The 24,286-nt window shown below is 68.7% G+C and carries 19 protein-coding genes and 1 pseudogene; 5 read left to right on the top strand and 15 right to left on the bottom strand.

What is annotated here, in order from left to right:
* From cpaB to AOZ49_RS02120, 6 genes are all read right to left on the bottom strand, one after another.
* Positions 1 to 732, bottom strand: a 732-nt coding sequence (gene cpaB, locus AOZ49_RS02095; RefSeq protein ID WP_054474186.1) for a Flp pilus assembly protein CpaB, incomplete at its 3' end; no start/stop codon positions are given.
* Complete coding sequence (locus AOZ49_RS02100) at positions 729 to 1,220, bottom strand: TadE/TadG family type IV pilus assembly protein (protein WP_054474187.1); 492 nt, start codon at positions 1,218 to 1,220, stop codon at positions 729 to 731. The genes cpaB and AOZ49_RS02100, both read right to left, overlap by 4 nt.
* 1 nt (position 1,221) lies before the next feature.
* Positions 1,222 to 1,662: a TadE/TadG family type IV pilus assembly protein gene (locus tag AOZ49_RS02105; protein ID WP_054431928.1), complete on the bottom strand. Its 441-nt coding sequence runs from the start codon at positions 1,660 to 1,662 to the stop codon at positions 1,222 to 1,224.
* Complete coding sequence (locus tag AOZ49_RS02110) at positions 1,629 to 2,135, bottom strand: A24 family peptidase (RefSeq protein WP_050813078.1); 507 nt, start codon at positions 2,133 to 2,135, stop codon at positions 1,629 to 1,631. The genes AOZ49_RS02105 and AOZ49_RS02110 overlap by 34 nt, the downstream gene beginning before the upstream one ends.
* A 233-nt stretch (positions 2,136 to 2,368) precedes the next feature.
* Positions 2,369 to 2,545 (bottom strand): Flp family type IVb pilin, encoded by a 177-nt coding sequence (locus AOZ49_RS02115; RefSeq protein ID WP_006390266.1) that lies wholly within the window; start codon positions 2,543 to 2,545, stop codon positions 2,369 to 2,371.
* 145 nt (positions 2,546 to 2,690) lie between these two features.
* The gene (locus AOZ49_RS02120) at positions 2,691 to 3,521 is read right to left on the bottom strand and encodes an MHYT domain-containing protein (protein WP_054474188.1); all 831 of its coding nucleotides are present in this window, start codon (positions 3,519 to 3,521) and stop codon (positions 2,691 to 2,693) included.
* A gap of 494 nt (positions 3,522 to 4,015) precedes the next feature.
* Between AOZ49_RS02120 and AOZ49_RS02125 the strand changes: the two are divergent.
* From AOZ49_RS02125 to AOZ49_RS02135, 3 genes and pseudogenes are all read left to right on the top strand, one after another.
* Positions 4,016 to 5,726 (top strand): annotated as a pseudogene (locus tag AOZ49_RS02125) (ShlB/FhaC/HecB family hemolysin secretion/activation protein).
* A gap of 346 nt (positions 5,727 to 6,072) precedes the next feature.
* Complete coding sequence (locus AOZ49_RS02130) at positions 6,073 to 7,671, top strand: collagen-like triple helix repeat-containing protein (protein ID WP_054474189.1); 1,599 nt, start codon at positions 6,073 to 6,075, stop codon at positions 7,669 to 7,671.
* 28 nt (positions 7,672 to 7,699) lie between these two features.
* Positions 7,700 to 8,239, top strand: a complete 540-nt coding sequence (locus AOZ49_RS02135) for a MarR family winged helix-turn-helix transcriptional regulator (RefSeq protein ID WP_006390271.1) — start codon at positions 7,700 to 7,702, stop codon at positions 8,237 to 8,239.
* Positions 8,240 to 8,292: 53 nt separating this feature from the next.
* On the opposite strand, the gene AOZ49_RS02140 is transcribed toward AOZ49_RS02135, so the two are convergent.
* From AOZ49_RS02140 to AOZ49_RS02175, 8 genes are all read right to left on the bottom strand, one after another.
* The gene (locus AOZ49_RS02140) at positions 8,293 to 9,447 is read right to left on the bottom strand and encodes an FAD-dependent oxidoreductase (RefSeq protein ID WP_054474190.1); all 1,155 of its coding nucleotides are present in this window, start codon (positions 9,445 to 9,447) and stop codon (positions 8,293 to 8,295) included.
* A 239-nt stretch (positions 9,448 to 9,686) separates the two neighbouring features.
* Positions 9,687 to 11,384 (bottom strand): ABC transporter ATP-binding protein, encoded by a 1,698-nt coding sequence (locus tag AOZ49_RS02145; RefSeq protein WP_054431933.1) that lies wholly within the window; start codon positions 11,382 to 11,384, stop codon positions 9,687 to 9,689.
* Complete coding sequence (locus AOZ49_RS02150) at positions 11,381 to 12,889, bottom strand: ABC transporter permease (RefSeq protein WP_054474191.1); 1,509 nt, start codon at positions 12,887 to 12,889, stop codon at positions 11,381 to 11,383. The genes AOZ49_RS02145 and AOZ49_RS02150 overlap by 4 nt, the downstream gene beginning before the upstream one ends.
* Positions 12,890 to 12,894: 5 nt before the next feature.
* Positions 12,895 to 13,872 carry an ABC transporter permease gene (locus tag AOZ49_RS02155; RefSeq protein ID WP_054431935.1) on the bottom strand — a complete coding sequence of 326 codons (978 nt, stop codon included), beginning with the start codon at positions 13,870 to 13,872 and terminating at the stop codon, positions 12,895 to 12,897.
* Positions 13,869 to 16,106: an ABC transporter substrate-binding protein gene (locus AOZ49_RS02160; protein ID WP_156350124.1), complete on the bottom strand. Its 2,238-nt coding sequence runs from the start codon at positions 16,104 to 16,106 to the stop codon at positions 13,869 to 13,871. The genes AOZ49_RS02155 and AOZ49_RS02160 overlap by 4 nt, the downstream gene beginning before the upstream one ends.
* A gap of 98 nt (positions 16,107 to 16,204) precedes the next feature.
* Positions 16,205 to 16,873 carry a thermonuclease family protein gene (locus AOZ49_RS02165; protein WP_054474192.1) on the bottom strand — a complete coding sequence of 223 codons (669 nt, stop codon included), beginning with the start codon at positions 16,871 to 16,873 and terminating at the stop codon, positions 16,205 to 16,207.
* Between the two features lie 102 nt (positions 16,874 to 16,975).
* Entirely contained in the window at positions 16,976 to 17,983 is a 1,008-nt protein-coding gene (locus AOZ49_RS02170) for a magnesium and cobalt transport protein CorA (RefSeq protein WP_054431938.1), read from the bottom strand.
* A 134-nt stretch (positions 17,984 to 18,117) separates the two neighbouring features.
* Positions 18,118 to 20,208, bottom strand: coding sequence for an ATP-dependent helicase (locus AOZ49_RS02175; protein WP_054474193.1), 2,091 nt, complete (start codon positions 20,206 to 20,208; stop codon positions 18,118 to 18,120).
* A gap of 110 nt (positions 20,209 to 20,318) precedes the next feature.
* Between AOZ49_RS02175 and AOZ49_RS02180 the strand changes: the two genes are divergently transcribed.
* Positions 20,319 to 21,218: a DUF72 domain-containing protein gene (locus AOZ49_RS02180; protein ID WP_054474194.1), complete on the top strand. Its 900-nt coding sequence runs from the start codon at positions 20,319 to 20,321 to the stop codon at positions 21,216 to 21,218.
* Positions 21,219 to 21,224: 6 nt separating this feature from the next.
* Here AOZ49_RS02180 and AOZ49_RS02185 read toward each other — a convergent pair whose 3' ends face one another.
* Complete coding sequence (locus tag AOZ49_RS02185; RefSeq protein ID WP_369815764.1) at positions 21,225 to 22,754, bottom strand: MocR-like pyridoxine biosynthesis transcription factor PdxR; 1,530 nt, start codon at positions 22,752 to 22,754, stop codon at positions 21,225 to 21,227.
* 95 nt (positions 22,755 to 22,849) lie between these two features.
* Here AOZ49_RS02185 and gabT point away from each other — a divergent pair, with 95 nt between their 5' ends.
* Positions 22,850 to 24,112 carry a 4-aminobutyrate--2-oxoglutarate transaminase gene (gabT, locus tag AOZ49_RS02190; protein WP_054431941.1) on the top strand — a complete coding sequence of 421 codons (1,263 nt, stop codon included), beginning with the start codon at positions 22,850 to 22,852 and terminating at the stop codon, positions 24,110 to 24,112.
* Positions 24,113 to 24,286 lie beyond the last annotated feature (174 nt).

The raw sequence follows: 24,286 nt of genomic DNA on the forward strand, positions 1-24,286 counted from the left end.
GAACAGCTGCGTATCGGGCTTGCTATCGTCGCCGACCGGGCGCAGGGCCAGTTGCAGGCGGCCCGAGCGGCTGGCCAGCACCAGCTCGTTGACCTGGTCGACCGGCACGGCCAGCACGGCGGTCCGGGCCGGCTGTCCCGGCGGACCGGGCAGCGTGGACTTTTCCTCGGGGCCGTCCAGCGAAGCCGCGCCATACGCCAGCACGCGCACCTGCGATTGCAGCAAGCGGGCCTGTCCGCCCTGGATCTCGACGCCCTTCTCCAGCAAGAAGAACACGTCCACCAGGTCTCCCGGCGCGATGCGGTTACCGCCGCCCACCACCTCATCGACCGCGATCGCCAACGCGCGCTCGCCGGGCTTGAGCTGGCGCGCCAGTCCCTGCGCCAGCATGCTGGGCAGCAGCGGATCGCCGGCCGCGACGTCCACGCGCACATAGGCGCCCTGCAACGGCGTCGGCGAGCTGTAGCCGCCCGACAGCGCCACCTGCCATTGGTCCACCTTGAGCATCTTGTCGCTGTCGATGCGCGTGCCGGCCGGGATCGGCGCCGCCGCCACCACCACCGGATAGCGCTTGACCGGCGCCTCGGCCGGCGCGGTCGGCGTCGTCGCCACCGGACCGACCGGCGTCGGCGCCGGGGCCGACGGTTCCGAGGCCAGCTTCCACGCCACGAACGCCAGCACCAGGCCCGCCGCCAGCAACACACCCGCGATGATTTTGCTCAGACTGCTCATGGTGTCCCTTGGGAGATTTGCACGATGGCTTTCGACGACAGCCGGGTCGGTATCCAGTTCTTGTCCGTCCCGGGCAACATGGCGATGAATGCCTGGAAGGTCGACAGCACCGGCCAGGCCTGCACGTTGAATGTCATGGCGACCGTGCTGCACTGGGCCGTCTGGCCGCCCGAACCGCTCCAGGCGCACGGCGCGCTGGTGGTCGCGCAGGCCACCGCCGACCCGGTGCCGAACACGCTCATCGCCGCGGTGCAGGCGGCGCCGGGCACGTCGGCCTGGCCGGCGAAGCGCGCATAGACCGCCGCGCGCGCGCCTTCCGAGGCGGCCGAAGCCAGTTGCTGCTGCATCCAGAACAGCACGCCGTAGCCGACGACGGCGCAGACGAACATCAGCAGCATCGTCACCATCAACGAGAACTCGAGCGCGGCGATGCCTCGCTGGCCGCGCTTGCGACCGTGGGGATGGCCAGGGGCGCGGCGCGCATTCATGTCAGTTGCTCCCGTCCAGGCCGTTGCCCAGGTGGACCGTGGCGCGGGCCGACAGCACGCTCGACGGCGGCATCAGCGCCTGCGCCAGGAACGGGAAATTCGGGATCAGCGGGTTGGCGCCGTAGGGGTAGCTGACCGTCACCTCGATCTGGTCCGCGCTCAGCGGCTGGCCGCTGCAGGCGCCGCCGGCGGTGCTGCTGAGCGTGCCGCTGGCGCCGCACACCGCCACCGCCACGGCGGCCGACGACATGGTGGTGATCCAGCCTGCGCGGTCCAGCGCCCTGTCGCGCCCGGCGTTGGCGCGCACGGTCAGCGAGGCGGCGCCCGGCTGCCATTGCAGGACCTTGCGGGCGCCGTCCTGCGCCGCCAGGGTGACCGAATGCTGCGCGGTGAACACCAGGGCGTACGTCAGGATCGCGTAGAACACCAGGAAAAACACCACGAATACCAGTCCGAATTCAAGGGAATAAACACCACGCTGAGCGCGGCCGCGCCCAGGTAGGTTCCGTACGGGATCTGGCGAGCCCGAAGCGGCAAGGCCCAGCTTCGGGAAAGAAACAGGTAGAGCAAGGCGTGCAGCCCGGCCAGCAGGCTCGCGGCCACCAGCGTCATCACGAGCGGCGCGAAGCCCGTCAGCAGCCCCAGCACGGCGATCGCCTTGACGTCGCCCGCGCCCATCAGGCGCTTGAGCCAGAGCGGGAAGAACGGCAAGGCCAGCGCGAATCCGGCCAATGCCATGGGCCAGCCGGCCCAGCGCGGTGGATAGCCCCAGGCTGGCGCGAGCCACGCCGCGAGCAGCCACAGCGCCTGTCCCGCGAACCCCGCGACGATAAGCGTGTTGGGTACGCGGCGATAGCGCAGATCGGTGTATATCAACACCAGATTCCAGCATGCGAACAACAGCCACCACAGCACTTCCCCTGGATACAAGGCAGGACCTTCTGACGGTTTCGGGTTCAATCTGGCAAAACATGGGCGCGCAGTACGCAGGAGCCGATGCGCGCAACGCCGTCAATCCGCAACCGCCCGAAATCGCTGCGCGGGAAGTGTTGTCAACATCAGCTCCACACCCGGTGGGGCGGCAGGCCCGACCGTCCGGCGCCGCCTGGCCAAAGCCAGGCCCATCCGGGCGGCCGGGACCTTCGGCCTCACTTGGACGCGTTGGCGAGCTTGGCCTGCAGCGACGTGAACAGGCCGCTCAGCGCGCCCGTGAACGTCGCCAGAGCCGCTACCAGCGCCACCGCGATGGTGCCCGCGATCAGCCCGTATTCCAGGGCAGTAATGCCTTCTTCATCGTTCCAGAACTGCGCAAGTTTCGCTTTCATGTCGAGCTCCTCAGGTCTCGCTTGATAATCGAGCCATGCCGCAGGGACGGCGTGGCCCCCTAAGCCCGGTGTTGCCGGCGCGCTGGCGTGTTCCACACCTTCGCGTCCCCGGGGTACCGCCAGGTCCGTCGCTGCCGACGGGCCCTCAACCCGGTCCCAGCGTCGAGCCGGGCGCCCTGCCCGGATCGACCACGGGGGCCGATTCAATGATCGAGTCGATGCGTTGCGCCAGGCGCGCGCGGAAACGGCGTGAAGCCCGCTGCAAATGCCAGCGCATCACCAGCAGCATGAGGAACGACAGCGCGAACGCGATGTACGGCAGCATCACCCCGCCGATCTGCATGCTGGAAAAATCGCGCGGGGCGGTGCAAACCACCGTGCCGGCCGCCGCCCCCGTGTAATGCATGCCGCACACCGCGATCGCCATCAAAATGGCCGCCGCGACGCGCTGGAACTCATTCTGCGTATTGAAAGCCAGCCACAATGCGGCTGACGCGGCGATTACCGCTATGAATACCGACAAAACAACCATCGGCAGATTCCAGATAAATACCGCGGGCATGCGCATGGCGCTGATACCCACATAATGCATCGCCGCCACACCGAGGCCCGCGGCCAGGCCGCCCACCACGCAGCGCATAAATGTGAAGCGGTCGCGGCCCACATACCAGAAGGCCCAGCCGGAAAAACCCGCCGCCACCAGGAAACTGAGCACGGTCAAACCGATCTGGTAACCCACTGCGAACGGCAAGTCCTGTGCCTGCATGCCGATGAAGTGCATGCTCCAGATGCCGACGCCGCCCATCGCCAGGGCGCCGATGATGATGTAACCGATGCGGATCTCGCCGTCCTGCATTTCGGCGCGGATACCCACCGCGGCCAGCAGCGCCACGTAGGAGCCGAGCGCCGCGATCAGGAACGACAGCGCCACCAGGCCGCTGTTGAAGGAAAGGGGAACGATATCGCCCGGGTTCATGCGCGGCCCCTGTGAGCCGGCGGTCGGCAGGCGCTTGCGGCGAGCCGACTTGCGACGAATTTGTTGCGGTCATCCTGGTCCATCTGTGGACTCCCGAGAGCCGGTAAACCCGATGTGTTTTGATACGTTTATATAGTCTTATCTATTAACAATTAATACACATCAGGGTTTATACCAGTATTCGCAACAGTGCGACAGCTTACTTGTAACGAATACTCGGAAATTAGCCAGGGTCATTTTTCAATGTACCGGTAAACCCTGAATTCGGCCGAGGAAAGATTGCCTTGTATGTCGCTCTATTGTTATATCCACGTTTCCGGCCAGTCACAATGAAATAATTTGTCATTGCCTCGGCGCGCTGGCAACATACCGCCTGAGCGGCGCGCCACCGGTTTACTTATATAGCGGCCCCATATAGTTAAGCCTTTATTCAGACCCTTAATATGGATGCCCCTGTTTAAACGGCGCCAGCGGCAAAAGAGAGACAACCAGGCATGAGACGCACGCTTCCCGCAAGTCCGCTTTCCCTCGCCCTTATCTGCACCCTGGCCGCCGTCGGCACGGCACATGCCGACGGCCCGTTGCGCGGCAACCCGGTGGACGCGCTGCCGCAGATCGAACGGCCGCCCGGCGCCACCCAGCCGCCGCCGGTGGTGCAGGCCCCCCACTCCCGAACAACTGGCTCTGCAGGCCCGGCTGGCGCAGCGCATCGTGCCCCAGCATTTCGACGTCACGGGCGTGCACGAAATGCCGTTCGAGGAAGTCTCCGCCCTGCTGGCGCCGCTGTCCGGCAAGGAAATCAGCCTGGGCGAGCTGGTGCAGCAGGTCGACAAGATCACCCAGCTGTACCGCGACCGCGGCTATCCGCTGTCGTTCGCGCTGGTGCAGAACCAGACTTTCGCCAACGGGCTGGTGGTGGTGACCGTGGTCGAAGGCTATATCGGCACGGTGCGCATCGAGGGCGATCTCGGCAATGCCCAGGACCGCCTGGAATCGCTGGCCGAGCCGCTGAAGGCGGAGAAACCGCTGAAACAGGCCACGCTGGAACGGGTGCTGAACCTGATGCGCACGGTGCCGGGCGTGAAGTTCACCCCGTCGCTGGATCTGCCGCGCCGCGCCGACGGCGCCACCGAACTGGTGCTGGCGGCCACGCGCCAGCCGGTCAGCCTGACTGGCGGAGTGGCGGACCTGGGCACGGGCATGCAGCCGCTGGTGAACTTCGCCACCAACAGCCTCACGCCGCTGGGCGAACAGGTCAAGCTGACGGCCTCGGTGCCGTTCAACACCGATGACGTCAAATACATCTCGGGCGAGGTCCGCGTGCCGCTGGGCAATGACGGCCTGGCGGTCAAGGTCGATGGCTACCACTACGACGCCCGTCCCAAGGACGAGGCGATCGAATACCTGGGCTTCAATCGCCGGGTCAAGAACGACCGCATCGGCATCGGCGTCAGCTATCCCTTCCTGCTGAACAACACCCGTTCGCTGACGGGCACGCTGGGGGTCTACGCGGCCAACTCGAAGGATCGCTACGACGCCAAGAACTCCGATCGCTGGCTGCAGCAGGACGCCCAGGTGCGCGCCGCCAACCTCGAGATGCGCTATATCCAGGTATCCGAGTCCAAGACCACCGATGTGACGCTGGCGGTGGACCGGGGCTTCACCGGCGCCGGGGCCAAGAAGGAGATCAACACCAACTACGGCTATTCGGCCGTGCCGATCCTCGACCCGGACTTCACCCGCTACAACCTCAACGCCAAGCAGACCTTCGCGCTGCCGGCGCAATTCGGCCTGACCCTGTCCGGCGCCGCGCAGTACTCCAGCAATATCCTGCCCTCGTCGGAACAGGTGTCGTACGGCAGCTGGCGGTATGCGATGGGTTATCCGCAAGGCGAACAGAGCGGCGACAAGGGCGTGGGTGTTTCCGCCGAAGTTAATCGCCGCTTCGGTATCGGCTGGCAGTACCTGTCGAACGTGCAGCCTTATGCGCTGATCGACTACGCCCGCACCTGGTACAACAATTCCAGCCTGCAGCAGTTGAACCAGCGGCACCTGTCGTCAGTGGCGCTGGGGCTGCGCTTTACCGATGACAAGTACTACCTGTTTGATTTCAACGTGGCCAAGCCGATCGGTTCGGCCACCATAAACAATGGCCGCGACGTGCGCTTCAACGCCAATTACTCGTTGTATTACGACGCGTTCTAGCGCGCCGCGGGCAGCCGCCTCGCAACACCCGCGCCTGTTTCGACAGGCGCTTTTTTTTGCCTGTTCCATACACCACGTTACGTAACGCGGCCCGTAACGTAACGGCCCAATCGGGCCCGGACGTAACATTCGCAGGTGGCGCGTGATCGTAAAAATGGGGGATTCCAAATATTGGTACAAACCCTCTGTTTTAAATTCAAGTTATTGATTTAAAAGGATTTTTAATTATATAAAAATGGCCTGAACGCAAACCGGAACTGCGTTTGAAAAATATTGGCACGGTTTATGCATGTAGGGATGTATCGGGCAGTTTCGACGCCTGACACTTCCCCCACAGGAGCTCGCCATGAATGCCAAGATTGACACGCAGCGCGTACAACGTATTCTGACCTCCACCGTTATGGCGGCCGCTCTGATGAGCGCGCTGGCCGCATGCGGCGGCGGTGGTGGTGGTCACAACAGTTCCGCCAGCCTGCCTGGCACCGATAATCCGAGCAACCCCGGCGGCCCTGGCGGCCCTGGCGGTCCGAACGAACCGAATAACCCCAACAACCCGGTCACCACCGGTTTGCTGCAGACCACGCTGGGTAATACCGGCAAGGCGGTCGACAATACCCTGCCCCTGAATCTGGGCACCACCCTGGGCGGTATCGGCCAGGCGCTCGATCCCACCATCAAGCCGGTCGCCGACACGGTCGTCGGCCTGACGCAGCAGGTCGGCGCCACCACTGGCCTGGGAAAGCCCGTCGACGGCACCGTCAAGCAAGTGGGCGGCCTGGTCGAAGGCCTGGGCACCACGGTCAAGGGCACCGGCCTGCCCGGCGGCCTGAGCGCCGGCGTCGGTGGCCTGGTGGAAGGCCTGGGCAAGACGGTCGCCAGCACCGGCGGCCTGCTCAATGCCGATCCCAAGAATCCGCAACCGTTGACCACGGTGCTGGGCAATGCCACCAACGCGGTGGGCGCCCTGACCGCGGGCCTGTCCGGCCCCGGCGGGCTGTTGAACCCCGTCAACCAATTGGTCGGCGGCGTTACCGGCGGCGTGCTGGGCGGACCGTCCAAGCCGCTGCTCGAACCCGCGCTGGGTAATGTCGGCAAGACCGTCGACAACGTGCTGCCGCTCGGCCTGCAGCCGACCCTGGGCGGCATCGGCAAGGCGCTCGACCCGACGGCCAGCCCCCTGGCGGGCACGGTGGTCGGCCTGACGCAACAAGTCGGCGCCACCACCAAGCTGGGCGCGCCGGTCGCCGGCCTGCTCAACACGCTGGGCGGCACGGTCAGCAACCTGGGCAACCAACTGCCTGGCGGCAACGTGGCTGGCCTGAACGGCGTGCTGCAAGGCCCGGGCGGCGCGGTCAGCAGCGCCGGCGGCCTGTTGAATGCCACGCCGGGCAACACCAACCCGCTCGGCAACACGCTGGCCAATGCCACCGGCGCGGTCGCCTCCCTGACCAGCGGCCTAGGCCTGGGCGGCGCGGTCGGCGGCAACAACGGCGGCCTGCTCAGCCCGATCACCGGGATCCTGGGCGGCGTGACCGGCGGCGCGGCCGGCGGCAACGGCGGCCTGCTGGCCCCGGTGACCGGCCTGCTGGGCGGCGTGACGGGCAATCTGGGCGGCGCCACGGGCGGCGCGCCCAACGGCGGCTTGCCGGGCGGCCTGCTCGGCGGCGTGACCGGCGGCGCGGGCGGCACGGCGGGCGGCACCGCGGGCGCCAATGGCGGCCTGCTGGGCGGCTTGCTGGGCGGCCTGACCGGCGGCGGCGCCTCGGCCGGCGCCAGTGCCGGAGCGGGCGCGGGTGCGGGGGCCTCGGGTTCGACCAACAACGGCGGCCTGTTGGGCGGCTTGCTGGGCGGCGTGACGGCCGGCGTCAGCGGCGGCGCCAGCACCGGCGGCAACAACGGCGGGCTGCTGGGCGGCCTGCTCGGCGGCCTGACGGCCAAGAAGTAATCAACCGGATCCGTGAGGGAGCGACGCCATGCTGCAACAAGAATCCATCGTTCACCACGAGCATGTGACCGTGATGCCTGAATCTCGCAACAACGATCTGCGGCCCGGAATGCTTGACGATATCGCCCTGATGCTGGGCCGACAGTTCGCCGTGTACAACGCGGCCTGCCAATCGGCCCTGGCGGAGAAAATGGGTATCCCCCTGGCGGATCTGAAAGCGCTGGAACTGGTGATGGAGTTCGATGCCCTGCCCACCGGCCAACTGGCCCAGCTGATGGGCATCAGCTCCGGCGGCGCCACCGCGCTGATCAACCGCCTGGAAGCGGCTGGCTATGTGCAACGGGGCCGCCATCCGCTGGATCGCCGCATGATCGTGATCCGGCCGGTGGAGGAGCAGTGCCAGCAACTGGCCCAGGAACGCCAGTGGGTGGCCGAGGCGGTGGTGTTGATGGCCCGGCGCTACGACGCCGGCGAACTGGAGGTGGTGCATGCCTTCCTGGCGCAATGCGTGCGCGCCCTGAGGCACGACACCCTGGTCTGGCTCGAGACCCGCAACGCCCACGACTGAGGCGCCAGCCTCGACGCGCCGCGCCCCGATCCGCAAGGATCCGGGCGCGGTTTTCATTGGGCGGCGAACAGCGCCGCCACGCTGCCAGGCGCGTCGGGGCCGAAGAAGCGCTGGAGGTTCCGCGCCGTTCGCGCCGCCACCGCCGCGCTGCGCGGGAACAGGGCCTGTTCGTACGCCGCCAGCGCCGCGCCGAGGTCGGCGGGATGCCGGCACAGCGCCAGGCCCAGCTCGGCGCCGTCGAACAGGGCCAGGTTGGCGCCCTCCCCCGCGAACGGCGACATCAGGTGCGCCGCGTCGCCCACCAGCGTGACGCCGGCGATGCGCGGCCAACGATGCTCGACCGGCAATGCATGCAGGGGCCGGGCGATGACCGCCCCATCACTCTCGATGACCAGCGCGCGCAGCGCCGGCGCCCAGTCCGCGAATGCGGCGGCGATGCGTTGGCGCACGGCGGCCTGGCCATCGCGGACCAGCGCGTCGACCGCCGCCAGCGGCCAGTTCACGGCCGCGTAGCTACGCAGGGTGCCATCGGCGTAGCGATGCGCCAGGATGCCCTGGCCGGGTTCGACCGCCATCAGCGTGCCATGGCCGATCGCGCGCGCGCTGTCCGGATAGCGGCGGTCGCCGTCGAACAGCGTGCTCTCGAAGAAGGTCGTGCCGACGTAGGCCGGCGCGGCGCCGGACAGCAGCGGACGGATCCGCGACCAGGCCCCGTCGGCGCCGACCAACAGGTCGGCCGTGTCCGTCGCGCCATTGGCGAACGCCAGCCGGTGACGGCCAGACGCGAGGGGCGCGGCGGCGGTGAGCTTGTGGCCCCAGCGGATGGCGGACGGCGGCAACGAATCGATCAGCAGCCGGCGCAGGTCGCCGCGGTCGACCTCCGGCCGCGCCTGGCCCTGCCCCGGCCGGTCGAGCAGCACGCGGCCGTGGCGGTCGACCACGCGCTTGGCATCCTCGCCCGGCCGCACCAGGGGCAGGAAGGCCTCGTACAGACCGGCGGCGCGCAGCGCGGCCTGGCCGTTGTGCGGGTGGATATCCAGCAATCCGCCCTGCGTGCGCGCCGCGGGCGAGGCGTCGGCCTCGTAGACCGTGGCGGCGATGCCGTGGCGGTGCAGGACGCGGGCCAACGTCAGGCCGCCGAGGCCGGCGCCGACAATGGCGATGGTGGCGTGAACAAGGGGAATGGCGGGAGAAAAAGGTCGGTGCATGGCGTATTCCGGTGAAACGAGCCATGCGCGCCAACGGCGCGATGACTCGGGACGTTCCGACGGATGTCGGGGAATCGCTGGCCGACCTGGCCTGGCGGGCCGGGTGACGTGTGCGCGATCCTGTGCGGGCGCGGCCGGCTGGCGGCGTCACGCGCAAGATCGTTTTTCGCGGTGTTCGAAGAGACAGTATCGCATGATTCCGGCCGTCCCCCGCCCCGGCGGCAAGGGGAGGACCCGGCTCAGGCCTGGCCGAATTGCAGCCTGGGCACGGCTTCCAGCAGCCGGCGCGTCATGTCCTGGCGCGGCGCGTGCAGCACCGCGTCGGCCTCGCCCAGTTCGACGATGCGGCCGCCCTCCATCACCGCGATGCGGTCGGCCAGGTATTCGACCACGCCGAAGTTGTGGGTGATGAACAGGTAGGCGATGCCCAGCTCGTCCTGCAGCTCGCGCAACAGGTCCAGGATCTGCGCCTGCACCGACACGTCCAGCGCCGAGGTCGGCTCGTCGCAGATCAGCACCTTGGGTTCGACCGCCAACGCCCGGGCGATGGCGATGCGCTGGCGCTGGCCGCCCGAGAACTCGTGCGGATAGCGCGCCAGCGTATTGGCCGGCAGGCCGACCCGTTCGACCAGCCGGACGGCGCGGTCGCGGCGCGCCTGCGCGCCCATGCCGCGGCGCAGCGATTCCAGGCCTTCGTCGAGGATGTCGCCGACCCGCATGCGCGGATCGAGCGAGGCGTAGGGATCCTGGAACACGATCTGGATGTCCTGGCGCAGACGCTGCAGCCGGGCACGGTCGGCGGTCAGCAGATCCTGCCCCTGCAGCATCGCGCGGCCGGAGATGCGGGCGCCGTCGATCAGCCGCAGCAAGGCCTTGCCGGTGGTGGTCTTGCCGCAACCCGACTCGCCCAGCAGCGCCAGGGTCTCGCCGGCGCGCAGGCTGAAAGTCACGCCGTCGACCGCCTTGACCCATGACGCCACGCGCCGCAACGGGCCCTTGCGCACCGGGTAATGGACTTTCAGGTCCTGCACGTCCAGCACCACGCCGGGTTCGCGCGCACGCTTGCGCGCCACGGCCGCGTCCGCGCCCAGGGCGGCGCGGCCGGCCTCGCTCAGCGGCACGCCGCGCTTCTCGAAAGTGGGAATGGCGTCGAACAGCTGGCGCGCGTAGGGATGCTTGGGCGCGCGGAAGAATTCCTCGGCGCTGGCGCTTTCGACGATCTCTCCGCCGCGCATCAGGGCCACGTGGTGGGCGACGTTGCGCACCACCGCCAGATCGTGGGTGATGAGCAGCACCGCCATGCCGATCTCGCGCTGGATGTCGGCCAGCAGCGCCAGCACCTGCGCCTGCACGGTGACGTCGAGCGCGGTGGTGGGCTCGTCGGCGATCAGCAGCAAGGGTTCGGCCGCCAGCGCAATGGCGATCATGACGCGCTGCTTCTGCCCGCCGGAGAACTGGAACGGGTAATCGTCCACGCGCCGCTCGGGCTCGGGGATGCCGACCCGCCGCAGCCAGTCGATGGCGCGGGCGCGGGCCGCGGCGCCGCGCAGCGGCGTGTGCGCCACCAGCGTCTCGATGATCTGGTCGCCGACCCGCATGACCGGGTTGAGGCTGGTGGACGGTTCCTGGAAGATGATGCCGATGCGGCCGCCGCGCACGCCGCGCATGGCGCTCTCGGGCAGGCGGTTGAGGTCCTCGCCATCCAGGTCGATCTGGCCGCCGACGATGCGGCCGGCGTCCGGCAGCAGGCGCAGTAGCGCCAGCGCGGTCATGCTCTTGCCGCAGCCGGACTCGCCCACCAGGGCAAAGGTCTCGCGCTGCGAAATGGCCAGCTGCAGGCGCTTGACCGCGTGCGTCATGCCGCTCTCACCGGCGATGTCGACGTCCAGGCCGCGCACGGCCAGCAAGGGGGTGTCCTGCCGGATATCCTGGCTCATGGCGCGTCTCCCGGTTTGGTGGATCGGGCGTCGGCCGCCAGCGCGGCGCCCGGGCGGCGGCCGAACCAGCCCATGCCGGGCAGGCGGCCCGGCTTGTAGCGGCGGGTGCGCGGATCGAAGGCGTCGCGCACGGCGTCGGCGAACAGGTTGGCGGCCAGCACCAGCGCCAGCATGAACAGGAAGGCGGTCATCAGGTTCCACCAGATCATCGGGTCGCGCGACATTTCCAGGCGCGCGCCGTCGATCATCGAGCCGAAGGAATTCATGCTGGGATCGACGCCGATGCCCAGGTACGACAGCACCGCCTCGTACAGCACCAGCCCGGAGAATTCCAGCACCACGGTGATCAGCACCAGGTGCGCGACGTTGGGCAGCAGGTGGCGCGTCATGATGCGCCAGTGCGACACGCCGAAGGCGCGCGCGGCCTGCACGTATTCCAGCTCGCGCAGCTTGAGGGTCTCGGCGCGCAGCAGGCGGCACAGGCCGGCCCAGCCGGTGAAGCCGAGGATCATGCACAACAGGAACAGGCGCAGGTCGGCGCGCGCCGCCGAGGTGTCGAACAGCTCGGCGTGGTTGTCGATGTAGACCTGCATCATCAGCGCGCAGGCGGCCACCAGCAGCACGCCCGGGATCGAGGTGATGGTGGTGTACAGATACTGGATGGCGTCGTCCACCCTGCCCTTGAAGTAGCCGGCCGCGATGCCGAAGACGATGGCCGGCGGCAGCATGGCGAGCGTGGTCAGGCTGCCGATGACGAGCGCGGTGCGGATGCTCTTGAGCGCCTGCCACAGCACGTCGTTGCCGATGCGGTCGGTGCCCAGGGCGTGGTAGCCGCTGGACAGCCCGGCCAGCGCCCCCGCCACCAGGCACAGCAGGGTGAAGGTGATCGCCATGGCGCGCCACGGCACCTCGGCGCGTCCGCCCAGCAGGGCCTCGGCCGCCGCCGCGGCGCCCTGGCGCCGCGCCAGGCAGGCGAACAGCAGGCCGGCGCCAACCAGCGACACCGCCAGGCCGGCCGCCAGGCCGAGGCCCAGGCAGTAGTAGACGTCGCCCAGGTGGTCGCGGTCGGGATCGGCCAGGTGCGTGCCGGCCGCCCGCAGGCGCGGGAAGTCGCGCACCGGCTTGTCGTCGACCAGCAGGGTCTCCTTGGTGAACTGGCGCACCGCCAGCGGGCTGGAATAGGTTTTTTCGGGCTGGGTCAGCACGCTGCCGCCCAGCAGGCCGTCCAGCGCCGACTTGACCGCCGGCGCGTAGACCGGCGCGGCGTCGGCGGCGGCGCCCGGCGCGGGCGGCAATTGCGGGCGGTAGTGGACGGAATCGAGCAGGCCGACCAGCGCGAACGCGGCCAGCACCACGGCCGAGCACATCGCCGGCGTGTCGCGCGCCACCCGCGCCCAGGTCGAACGCAGGTTCGGGCTGCGCCGCACGTGCCAGGCATAGGCCAGCGCGCCCAGCACCATCAGCCACAGCGCAATGTCGGTCCAGAGGAATACGAACTTGGGCATGGCGGCTACTCGAATCGGACGCGGGGGTCAGCCAGCGTGTAGGAAATGTCGGCCAGGATCAGCCCCACGATGTACAGCGACGCCCCCAGGAACACCATGGCGCGCACGATGGAGAAATCCTGCGCGTTGATGGCGTCGATGGTGTAGCTGCCCAGGCCCGGGATGCCGAAGAAGGATTCGGCGATCAGGCTGCCCATGAACAGCAGCGGCAAGGCGGCGACGGTGCTGGTCAGGATCGGCAGCATGGCATTGCGCAGCACGTGGCGGAACAGCACCACGCGCTCGGCCAGCCCCTTGGCGCGGGCGGTTCGCACGTAGTCCTTGCCGATCTCCTCCAGGAACAGGGTGCGGTAGAAGCGCGCCTCGGGCCCCAGGCGCGAGACGATCGCCACCAGCACCGGCAGGGCCAGGAACTTGACCATGTCCAGCCCGCCCTCGAAGCCGGAGAACGGCACCAGCCGCAGCAGCTTGGCGAACATCCACTGGCCGGCGATGATGTAGAACAGGCTGGAGATGGACAGCAGGATCACGCACACCACCACGCCCCAGAAATCCAGCCGCGTGGCGCGGAAGTACACCAGCGTCAGCGAAAACACGATGCTGGCGAACAGCCCCAGGAAGAAGGTCGGCACCGCCAGCGCCAGGCTCGGCCCCATGCGCGTCTGGATCTCGCGGCCGATGTCGCGGCCGCCATCGGAGGCGCCGAAGTCCATCGCCAACAGCGGCACCGAGCGCTGGTAGAACACGGTGTCGGTCAGTTGCGCCGCGCCCTTGGCCTGGGCGTTGTAGAACAGCGGCTTGTCGTAGCCGTGCTCGACCTTCCATTTCTCGACCGCGTCCTGGCTGATGCGCTGGCCGCCGATGGCCAGGCGCGCCATGTCGTCGGGCGTGTTGACCGCGAAGAACAGGATGAAGGTGAAGAGGTTCACGCCGATCAGGATCAGCACGCCATATAGCAGCCGGCGGATGACGTAGCCGATCATGATTGATGCTCCTTGCGCGCGGCCGGGACGAAGGCGGTCTGCCGCTCGCGTCGCTTGAGCGCCACGTACGACGGCCAGATCGCCAGCGCGATCAGCAGCGCGAACAGGCCCACCGGCCACCAGATGGGGGAATTCCACTCGTCGATCTTGCGCTCGCGCAGGACCGGGTCGATCTTCATGTACTGCAGCGTGTTGCGCACCATCTGGGTCGGCTTGGCGTTGCCGACCCACTGCTGGTAGGCGCCGCCCGACATCGGGAAGTAGCCGAACATCCAGGGCGCGTCGCGCTGCACGATGGCGACCATGCGCTGGATCAGGGCTTCCTTTTCGGGACCGTCGTCCAGGAACTTCATCTGCTCGAACAGCTTGTCGTACTCGGGGCTGTCGTAGTTGGCGGCGTTCTCGCCGCCGTTCTTGGCCTTGGCGTTGGGACCGTACAGCAGGAACAGGAAGTTCTCGGCGTCGGGGTAGTCGGCGTTCCAGCCCCACAGGAAGATCTGCGCCGAGCCGCGCCGCATCTTGTCCTGGAAGCGGTTGTAGTCGGTCGAGCGCACGTCCATCTGCACGCCGATCTTGGCCATCTGCCGCCGCATCCAGTCGAACTGCGGATTGGAGCCGCCGCCGGTCATGGAGTCGTAGTACAGCACCAGCGGCGCGCCGGTGACGGCGTTGCGGCCGTCGGGATAGCCGGCCTCGGCCAGCAGCTTGCGCGCGGTGTCGATGGACTTGCGCACCGGCTTGCCGTCGACCAGGTCGTAGACCACCGGGTTCACGCCCTCGGGCGGCTCGCGGTAGCCCAGCACGCCGGGCGGCACCGGGCCGTAGGCCACCGAGGCCTGGCTGTTCTCGAACACCGCCACGTATTCCTCCCAGTCGAAGGCGATGCTGATGGCCTGGCGCAGCTTGCGGTTCTTCTCGGCCTGCTCGGGCGTGTCGCCCTTGCCCACCACCGGATCGAGCCAGTTGAAGCCCATGTACCAGTTGGCGGTCTCGACCGTGGTGGGCAGGCGGATGCCGTGCTCGGCATACTTGCGCGCCTTGTCCTGGCTGTCGCCGGCGGCCACCAGCATGGCCACGCCGTACTCGCCGCGCTCGATCTGCGGCACGTCGTAGTAGCCCTGCATGAACTTGCCGGTCAGCGGAATGGCTTCCTTCTCGACGCTGAAGACGGCGCGGTCGATGAAGGGCGTGGGCTTGCCGCAATCGGCCAGCAGGCCCGCGGCGCGGTCGCCCGGCTCGCCTTCGCAGGGATAGGGTTCGCCGTGGAAGTTGGGATTGCGCGCCAGCACGTGGCGGCGGTTCTGCAGCGACTCGGCCAGCATGTAGGGTCCGGTGCCGACGGGCCAGGTGTTGAGCGACAGGTCGTGATCGGCCATGCCGGGCTGGTTGTAGAAGCGGTCGGCCTCCCAGGGCACGGGCGCGGTGAAGGTCATGGCCAGCCAGTACTTGAACTGCGGGTACTTGCCGTTGACGCGGATGCGCAGCGTGTGCGGGTCGAGCGCCTGCACGCCGGTGAAGCCGTCGGCCTCGCGCAGGTCCAGCCACGAGGCGCCGGCGCCGCCCGGCAGGTCGCGGCGCAACGCCTTGTCGCGCTCGCGCAGGCGGTCGCCGTAGTCCTTCAGGCCGCTGACGTATTCGGCCATCAGCGAATAGATCGGCGACACCACGCGCGGGCTAGCCAGGCGGCGGAAGGCGTAGACGTAATCGTCGGCGGTGAGTTCGCGGGTGCCGGTGCGCGGGAAATCGGGGATGGCGTACTTGTCGGCCAGGTCCTCCGGCGCGATCGGGAAGTAGTCGTAGCTGCCGTCGGTCTTGCGGGCGAAGGCCGGGTGCGGCGCGAAACGCATGCCGGGCTTGATCTTGATGTCGTAGACGCTTTCGGCGATCTGCTCGCCCGGCGCGTCGGCCGGCAGCACCTTGCCCTGCGCATCCAGGTAGACCGGCGGGTCGATCGAGGCCGCGGCGCGCGGGATCAGTTCGTAAGGCCGCTTGAGGTAGTGGTAGCCGTACAGCGTCTCATAGATGCTGTAGGTATAAGGGGTTTCATCGCCGGAATAAGAACTGGCCGGATCCAGGTACTTGGGCGAACGCTTGACGAAGGCGGAATACAGCGTGTTCTGGCTTTCGGCGCCGGCCGGATAGGGGCTGTTGATGGGACTGCCCTCCCGGGAGCAGCCCGCCAACGCCAGCAACAGCATCATGGCCGCCGCCCAGAGCCGCATCAAAGCACGCATGGAAACCTTTCCTTCTATTCAGTGCGACAGAGGATAGCAAAGGTGCATCCGCCCCAGTACCCTGGCATCCCCCTAGGGAACTTGCGGGCCCGCGGCCATCACCCGCACTGGCGCTGGCGCCAGCAGTCGTAGCGCCACTTCCAGGGCTGCATCGGGTCCTTGCCGGCCCACAGGCCGCGGCCGGCGGCCTTGGCCTGGCGTTGCAGGTCGGGCATGGCCTTGTCGTTCAGGTACTCGCCCTGGCGGGCGGTGTAGGCCCAGGCGTAGCCGGCCTCGACCTGCAGGCGGTTGACCGAGCGGCCGTCGTCCAGGATCAGCGCGCAGACGTCGCGGCCGTACTGGTCCTTCAGGTAGCACTGGGCGGTCAGGGTCTTGCCGGCCACCAGGCTGGCCAGGTGCTGGCGCGAGGCCTCGGCGTAGGGTTGGCCGGGCTGGTCGGCGCCGTGGCCCTCCTCGGGCGCGTCGATGCTGTCCATGCGGATGCGGCGCTGGCCGTCGGGCGCGCGCAGCGTCACGGTGTCGCCGTCGGCGACGTTGACGATCATGCCGGTCAGGGTATAGCTGCCGGCGGGGACGGCGCCGGCCGGGGCCGCGCCGGACTTGCCGGTTGCCGCCGGCGCGCTGGCGCCGGGCCGTTCGGCCGGGCGCTCGCCGCCCTGACGGGACGGCTGCAGCCAATTGACGAGGGCGCCCGCCGCCGCCAGGATCAGGGCGACCACGAGGGCGGTCAGCTTGCTGCCGCCGCGAAAGGGGGAATTGCCGCGCACGGGCCGCGCTCCGAAAAGGAAAACGCAGGCAGTTTGCCACAGCCGCGCCGGCGCCGCGCGGCAAAGCGCGTCGCCGCCGCCACGCTCCCGGCGGACGTAGTCCTACAACCAGCCCGACTTGCGAAAACGCCAGTACAGGAACGAACAGACCGACGCGATCACGCCCAGCGTGACCGGATAGCCGAACGGCGATTCCAGCTCGGGCATGAACTTGAAGTTCATGCCGTAGATGCCGGCGATGGCCGTGGGCACCGCCAGGATGGCGGCCCAGGAGGCCAGCTTGCGGGTGGTGTCGTTCTGCGCGGCCTGGCCGATCATCAGGCTGGCTTCGAAGGCGAAGGCCAGCGACTCGCGCAGCGAATTGAACAGTTCATCGACCCGCAGCACGCGGTCGGCCACCTCGCCGAAATACGGCCGGGCATGCTCGTCCACCGCCGACATCTCGACCCGCGCCAGGCGCCGGCAGATCTCGGCCAGCGGCGACACCACGGTGTGGATGCGCAGGAGGTCGCGGCGCTGGCGATACAGCCTGCGGATGTCGGAATCCTTGGCGCCGCGGATCAGCAGCTTCTGTTCGGCGCCCTCGACCACCGACTCGATCTTGCCGGCCGCCGCCACGTAGCGGTCCACCAGCCAGTCCAGCAGTTCGGAGGCGACGTAGTCGCTGCCGCGCTTGAGCAGGTCGGGCGAGGACTCCAGCCGTTCGCGCAAGGGGCTGTGGCCGGCGGTGGCGCCGCGCCGCACGGTGACCAGGAAGCCCTCGCCGATCAGGAACTGGGTTTCACCGAAGATGGGACGCTCGGCCTCGACCTCGACGGTGATGGCGACGATCAGCACCATGTTGCCGTAGTCGATGATCTTGGGCCGGCGGTGCGACTCCAGCATCTCTTCCTGGTTCTTGTCGCAGGCGCCGAGCTGGTTGACCACGTCGGCCAGCCGCTCCGGGCTGGGATTGCGCAGGCCGATCCACAGCATGCTGCGCTTGGCATCGACGTGCTTGCCCACCTCCTCGATGGGCACCTCGTGGTCGCGCCGGCCATTCACATAGGCGATGGACGCCACGACTTCGCTCTTGGGCGCAGCGGCGGCGGCATTCTCTTCGGTAGACATAGACATCCTTTGGCGATGCGAGCCCTGCGGGTGCAACGTGTATCCAGCGTATCGGCCGATGATAGCCCACCGGCGCATGGGCGCGGCCGCGCGCCGCCCGGCGGGCGCGGCGCGCGAACCCGCCGGACCGCGCGCTATGCGAACAGGTTGCGCACGCGCTTGGCCACGTCCACGCTCGGCGCCTGCGGCGCCTTGGCCTCGCGCGCCGGCAGGTCCGGCAGCTTGGGCAGGTGGTCGAACAGCGGCAGCATGGCGTTGGTGATGTAGCGGGTGCGCGAGCCGTAGACGTGGCGGTCGCCCATGCCGGTCTGCTGGTGCACGTAGAAGCGCTGCGGCACGATCAGCTGCAGGCGTTCCTTGGCGCGCGTCATGGCCACGTACAGGAGGCGCCGCTCTTCCTCGATCTCTTCGGCGGTGCCGGTGCTCATGTCGGACGGAATACAGCCGTCGACCACGTTCAGCACATAGACCGCCTTCCATTCCTGGCCCTTGGCCGAGTGGATGGTGGACAGGATCATGTAGTCCTCGTCGCGCGAGGGCGCGCCGGATTCGTCGCTGGTGGCGTCGGGAGGATCCAGCGTCAGTTCGGTCAGGAAGCGCTCGCGCGACGGGTAGCCCGCGGCGATGCGCACCAGCTGGTCCAGGTCGGTCTTGCGCACCCGCGCATCGTCGTACAGCCGTTCGAGCTGGCCGGCGTACCAGCGCAGCGCCAGGTCGACGTCGGCGGGCCAGCGCAGCTTGGGGTCGGCCAGCGCCGCGTAGGTGTCGGCGAACGCGCCCCACTCCGCCTGCGCCGCCGCGCCCGGCTTGAATTCGCGCAGCGCGCGCAGCGGCTCGGCCGATTGCGCCATGGCGTCCATCAGCTTGCCGGCGGTGGCCGGGCCGATGCCGGGCAGCAGTTGCGCCACGCGGAACCCCGCCATGCGCCCGCGCGGGTTCTCGGCCCAGCGCAGCAGCGACAGCAGGTCCTTGACGTGCGCCGCTTCCAGAAAGCGCAGGCCGCCGAACTTGACGAAGGGGATGTTGCGCCGGGTCAGCTCCAGTTCCAGCGCGGCGCTGTGGCTGGAGGTGCGGAACAGCGCCGCCTGCGACTTGAGCGTGGCGCCGCCCTCGCGCTGCGCCAGCACCTGGTCGGCGACCCAGCGGGCCTGGCCGCCTTCGTCGCTGACGGTGACCAGCTCGGGCAGCTGCGACGACGGCCGGTCGCTCCAGAGACCCTTGGCATAGCGCTCGGCCGCCAGGCCGATGACGGCGTTGGAGGCGTTCAGGATGGGCTGGGTCGAGCGGTAGTTGCGGTCCAGCGTGATGACGCGCGCCGGCTGCGGAAACTGCGCCGGGAAATCGAGGATGTTGCGCACCGTGGCCGCGCGGAACGAATAGATCGACTGCGCGTCGTCGCCCACCACGGTCAGGCCGCGGCCATCGGGCTTCATGGCCAGCAGGATGGCGGCCTGCAGCCGGTTGGTGTCCTGGTATTCATCGACCAGCACGTGGTCGAAGCGCGCGCCAACGTCGGCGGCGATGGCCGCGTCGCCCATCATCTCGGCCCAGTACAGCAGCAGGTCGTCGTAGTCGAGCACCTGCTGGTCCTGCTTGGCGGCGACGTAGGCGCGGAACAGGTTCTTGAGTTCGTCTTCCCATTGCGCGCACCACGGAAAGGTGGCGTGCAGCACGTCGGCCACCGGCGTCTGGCTGTTGACCACGCGCGAATAGATCGCCAGGCAGGTGCCCTTGAGCGGAAAGCGCGACTTGGTGGACGATAGGCCGAGTTCGTGCCGCACCATGCCCATCAGGTCCTCGGCGTCGCCGCGGTCGTGGATGGTGAAGGCCTCGGACAGGCCGATGCGCTGGGCGCAATCGCGCAGCAGCCGCGCGCCGATGGCGTGGAAGGTGCCGGCCCAGGGCAGCGACGGCGCCTGCTGGCCGCCGCGCAGGTTCATGACCCGCTGCAGCACGCTGCCGACGCGGCGTTCCATTTCCTGGGCGGCGCGGCGCGAGAAGGTCAGCAGCAGCATGCGCTGCGGATCGGCGCCGTTCAGGATCAGGTGGGCGACACGGTGCGCCAGGGTGTTGGTCTTGCCCGAACCGGCGCCGGCGATCACCAGCAGCGGCCCGTCGCCGCCCGCCCCGCCGACGCCGAACTCGGCGGCCTCGCGCTGGGCGGGGTTGAGGTCGGCCAGGGGATCGGGATGGCTGGACGGGTTGGCGGGATTCTGGTCGGACATGGGGCGTGGAATGGAGGGCGGCGGGCGCGGTCGGCGCGGCCCGATACCTGGGGATATATCCAGGTATCATAACCGCATCGCCTCCCGCTCCCGCTACGCCCGATTTCCCCATGCGCCTGCTTGCCGGCACCGCTTCCTGGACCGATCCCACGCTGCTGGCGTGCGGCCGCTTCTACCCGCGCGAGGCGCACGACGCCCAGTCACGGCTGCGCTTCTACGCCACCCGCTTCGGGCTGGCCGAGGTCGATTCCAGCTACTACGCCCTGCCCAGCGCCGACAACGCCTACCTGTGGGCGCAGCGCACGCCCGACGATTTCGTCTTCAATATCAAGGCCTACCGCCTCTTCACCGGCCACCAGACGCCGCTGGCCTCGCTGCCCGCCGACATCCGCCGCGAGCTGGCCGACTGGCCCGAACCGGTCATCTACCACCACGCCATGCCGGAGGATCTGCGCGACGAGCTCTGGCGCCGCTACACGCTGGCGCTGGAACCGCTGCGCATGGCCGGCAAGCTGGGCGCGGTGCACTTCCAGTACCCGCCCTGGGTCCGGCGCGACGCGCGCGGCCGCGCCCTGGTGGCCGAAGGCGCGCGGCGCCTGCCGGAACACCTGCTGTCGGTCGAATTCCGCCACCACAGCTGGTTCGACTCGTCCGAGGCCACGGCCGCCACGCTGGCGTTCGAGCGCGAGCTGGGCGTGGTGCATACCGTGGTGGACGCGCCGCAGGGGTTCGAGAACAGCGTGCCGGCCGTGTGGGCCTGCACCCATCCCGAGCTGACACTGCTGCGCCTGCACGGGCGCAACGCCGCCACCTGGAACGCCAACGGCGCCGCGTCGTCGGGGCGCTTCCAATATGAATATTCCGAGGCCGAGCTGGCCGAACTGGCGCGCCGCTTCCAGGACCTGGCGCGGCAGAGCGCGCAGGCGCACGCGGTGTTCAACACCAACTTCGAGGATCAGGGCATGCGCAACGCCACGGCTTTCGCGGCGGCGCTGGGCGGCGCCCCCTGACCTGAATTACGCGGGCTGCGCCGCCACCGCCGGCGCGGCGGGCGTCATGCGCGCCACTTCGGCCAGGCTTTCCAGCAGCACCTCGAACTTGCGCGCGATGTCGTGCTCCGGCACGCAGGCGTAGCCCAGCAGCAGGCCGGGCCGGCGGCCTTCGGCGCCGACGTAGTAGCGCGACAGCGCGCGCGTCAGCACGCCCTTGCGGCGCGCCACCTCGACCACCCGCAGGTCGTCCATGTGAGACGGCAATGTCAGCACCAGGTGCAGGCCGGCCAGGCTGGCGTCGCGGTGCAGCCAGTCGGGCCCCAGGCGCCGTTCGATCAGGTTGACCAGCATGGCGCGGCGACGCGCGTACAGCATGCGCATGCGGCGGATGTGGGCGGCGTAGTGGCCCTCGGCGATGAAGGTGGCCAGCGCCGCGTGCGTCATCAGGTGGCCTTCGCGGTAGAGCTCGGCGTGGGCCGCCTGGAACGCCGCGGTCAGCGGCTTGGGCAGCACCAGGTAGCCGACCCGCAGGCCCGGATACAGTGTCTTGCTGAAGGTGCCCATGTAGATCACGGGCGCGTCCGGCTCCAGGCCCAGCAGCGAGGCGATGGGCCGGCCCGAGAAGCGGAATTCGCTGTCGTAGTCGTCCTCGATGATCCAGCTGCCGTGGCGGCGCGCCACCGCCAGCAGTTGCCGGCGCCGCGCCAGCGACATCACCGGCCCCAGCGGATACTGGTGCGACGGCGTCACGAAGATGAAGCGCGGCGGCGCCATGCCGGGCGCGGCGTCGGCGTCCGGCAGGCGCATGCCCTCTTCGTCGACCGGCAGGTGCACCGTGTGCAGGCCGTTGGCCTGCAGCACCGTGCGCGCGCCCCAGTAGCCCGGGTCCTCGACCCAGGCGGTCTCGCCGGCCTCGCCCAGGATGCGGGTGGCCAGGTCGATGGCCTGGTGCGAGCCTTCGGTGATGAGGATCTGGTCGGGGTCGCAGTCGATCGAGCGCGTCAGCGCCAGGTGCTGGGCCAGCGCCTCGCGCAGCGCCGGCAGGCCGCCGCCGTAGGCATAGGTCAGCAGGTCGGGCGCGGGATTGCGCCACAGCGCGGAAAAGATGCGGCCGAACTTCTTGTGCGGAAATTCGGTCAGGTCGGGCACGCCCGGCATGAAGGCGCCCCACTGGTAGGGCGAGGCCGAGACGCCGTCGACGATGGCGGCGCCGCGCGCCGACAGCGCCGGACGCGGTTGCGGCACCGGCGCGCGGCGCGACTGGCGGCCGCTGGCCAGGCAGGAATCGGGCTGCGAGGCATTGACGAAGGTGCCATTGCCCTGCAGGCTGCGGGTGTAGCCCTCGGCCAGCAGTTGGCCATAGACGTGCACCACGGTGTTGCGGGCGATGCCCAGCTCGGCGGCCAGGTCGCGCGAGGCGGGCAGGCGCGAGTCGGCGGCGATCGAACCCTCCAGGATCGCCTCGCGGATGCCGTGGTACAGGCGCTTGTTCATCGGCCCGCCGTCGGCATCGGCCAGGCGCAGCTGCAACAAGTCTCCGACGATGGACCGCAATTGGTTCTACCTGATTTATAAAAGTGGTTCCCACCAATGGGGCCATAGTAGCATTAAAGTAAGGGTTTACCGCCCACTTGCCATTCGAGGCTGAGATGAAGAATCAGGATTTGAATACCCGCCGTTCCCTGGCCACGCCGCGCGGCGTCGGCGTCATGTGCGACTTCTATGCCGTGCGCGCCGAGAACGCCACGCTGTGGGACGCCAACGGCAAGGAATACATCGACTTCGCGGGCGGCATCGCGGTGCTGAACACCGGCCACCTGCACCCCAAGGTCAAGGCCGCCGTCAGCGCCCAGCTCGACAACTTCACCCACACGGCCTACCAGATCGTGCCGTACGAAGGCTACGTCTCGCTGGCCGAGCGCATCAACCGCCTGGCCCCGATCGACGGCCTGAAGAAGTCCGCCTTCTTCACCACCGGCGTCGAAGCCGTTGAAAACGCCATCAAGATCGCGCGCTCGGCCACCGGCCGTTCGGGCGTCATCGCCTTCTCGGGCTCGTTCCACGGCCGCACCATGCTGGGCATGGCGCTGACCGGCAAGGTCGCCCCCTACAAGCTGTCGTTCGGCCCGATGCCGGGCGACATCTACCACGTGCCGTTCCCCAACGGCACCCAGTCGATCACCGTGGCCGACTCGCTCAAGGCGCTGGACCTGCTGTTCAAGGTCGACATCGATCCCAAGCGCGTCGCCGCGATCATCATCGAACCGGTGCAGGGCGAAGGCGGCTTCAACATCACCCCGCCCGAACTGATGGTGGCCCTGCGCAAGCTCTGCGACGAACACGGCATCCTGCTGATCGCCGACGAAGTGCAGACCGGCTTCGGCCGCACCGGCAAGCTGTTCGCCATGGAGCACCACTCGGTGCAGGCCGACCTGATCACCATGGCCAAGAGCCTGGGCGGCGGCTTCCCGATCTCGGGCGTGGTCGGCCGCGCCGACGTCATGGACGGCCCGGCCGCGGGCGGCCTGGGCGGCACCTACGCCGGCAACCCGCTGGCGGTGGCCGCGGCCCACGCCGTGCTGGACGTGATTGCCGAAGAAAAGCTGTGCGAACGCGCGGTGCAGCTGGGCGACAAGCTGCGCGCCCACCTCGAGGGCCTGCGCGCCAAGGTGCCGGGCATCGCCGACGTGCGCGGCCTGGGTTCGATGGTGGCGCTGGAACTGAACGACGCCAACGGCAAGCCCGACGCCGAGGCGGTCAAGAAGGTGCAGGCCCGCGCCATCGAGCAAGGCCTGATCTTGCTGAGCTGCGGCGTGTACGGCAACGTCCTGCGCTTCCTGTACCCCTTGACCATCCCCGACGCCCAGTTCGATCGCGCGCTGGCCATCCTGTCCGAGGCCCTGGCAGCATAGGAACCGGGCGCATTTCGTTCATCCGGCCGGTAGCGGCAGCCTCAACGGGCTTGAGCCGCGCCCGGCCGGATATCCGTTTTCCATGGCGTTATCGCGCCATCCCACAATCCTGAGCCGGCGCCCCCATCGGGATGCCGCGGATCCGGCTCCGCCGGTCCGCGGGCATGCCCCCTT

Origin of the sequence: Achromobacter sp. 2789STDY5608615 (genome assembly GCF_001298995.1) — a bacterium.
GTDB classification, from domain to species: Bacteria; Pseudomonadota; Gammaproteobacteria; order Burkholderiales; family Burkholderiaceae_B; genus Achromobacter; species Achromobacter insuavis.

Bases quoted from the DNA above. Each gene is read 5' to 3' on its own strand.
- AOZ49_RS02100 (WP_054474187.1), bottom strand. From the start codon at position 1,220: ATGAATGCGCGCCGCGCCCCTGGCCATCCCCACGGTCGCAAGCGCGGC.
- AOZ49_RS02115 (WP_006390266.1), bottom strand. From the start codon at position 2,545: ATGAAAGCGAAACTTGCGCAGTTCTGGAACGATGAAGAAGGCATTACT.
- AOZ49_RS02120 (WP_054474188.1), bottom strand. From the start codon at position 3,521: ATGAACCCGGGCGATATCGTTCCCCTTTCCTTCAACAGCGGCCTGGTG.
- AOZ49_RS02130 (WP_054474189.1), top strand. From the start codon at position 6,073: ATGAATGCCAAGATTGACACGCAGCGCGTACAACGTATTCTGACCTCC.
- AOZ49_RS02135 (WP_006390271.1), top strand. From the start codon at position 7,700: ATGCTGCAACAAGAATCCATCGTTCACCACGAGCATGTGACCGTGATG.
- AOZ49_RS02140 (WP_054474190.1), bottom strand. From the start codon at position 9,447: ATGCACCGACCTTTTTCTCCCGCCATTCCCCTTGTTCACGCCACCATC.
- AOZ49_RS02145 (WP_054431933.1), bottom strand. From the start codon at position 11,384: ATGAGCCAGGATATCCGGCAGGACACCCCCTTGCTGGCCGTGCGCGGC.
- AOZ49_RS02150 (WP_054474191.1), bottom strand. From the start codon at position 12,889: ATGCCCAAGTTCGTATTCCTCTGGACCGACATTGCGCTGTGGCTGATG.
- AOZ49_RS02155 (WP_054431935.1), bottom strand. From the start codon at position 13,872: ATGATCGGCTACGTCATCCGCCGGCTGCTATATGGCGTGCTGATCCTG.
- AOZ49_RS02160 (WP_156350124.1), bottom strand. From the start codon at position 16,106: ATGCGTGCTTTGATGCGGCTCTGGGCGGCGGCCATGATGCTGTTGCTG.
- AOZ49_RS02170 (WP_054431938.1), bottom strand. From the start codon at position 17,983: ATGTCTACCGAAGAGAATGCCGCCGCCGCTGCGCCCAAGAGCGAAGTC.
- AOZ49_RS02175 (WP_054474193.1), bottom strand. From the start codon at position 20,208: ATGTCCGACCAGAATCCCGCCAACCCGTCCAGCCATCCCGATCCCCTG.
- AOZ49_RS02180 (WP_054474194.1), top strand. From the start codon at position 20,319: ATGCGCCTGCTTGCCGGCACCGCTTCCTGGACCGATCCCACGCTGCTG.
- gabT (WP_054431941.1), top strand. From the start codon at position 22,850: ATGAAGAATCAGGATTTGAATACCCGCCGTTCCCTGGCCACGCCGCGC.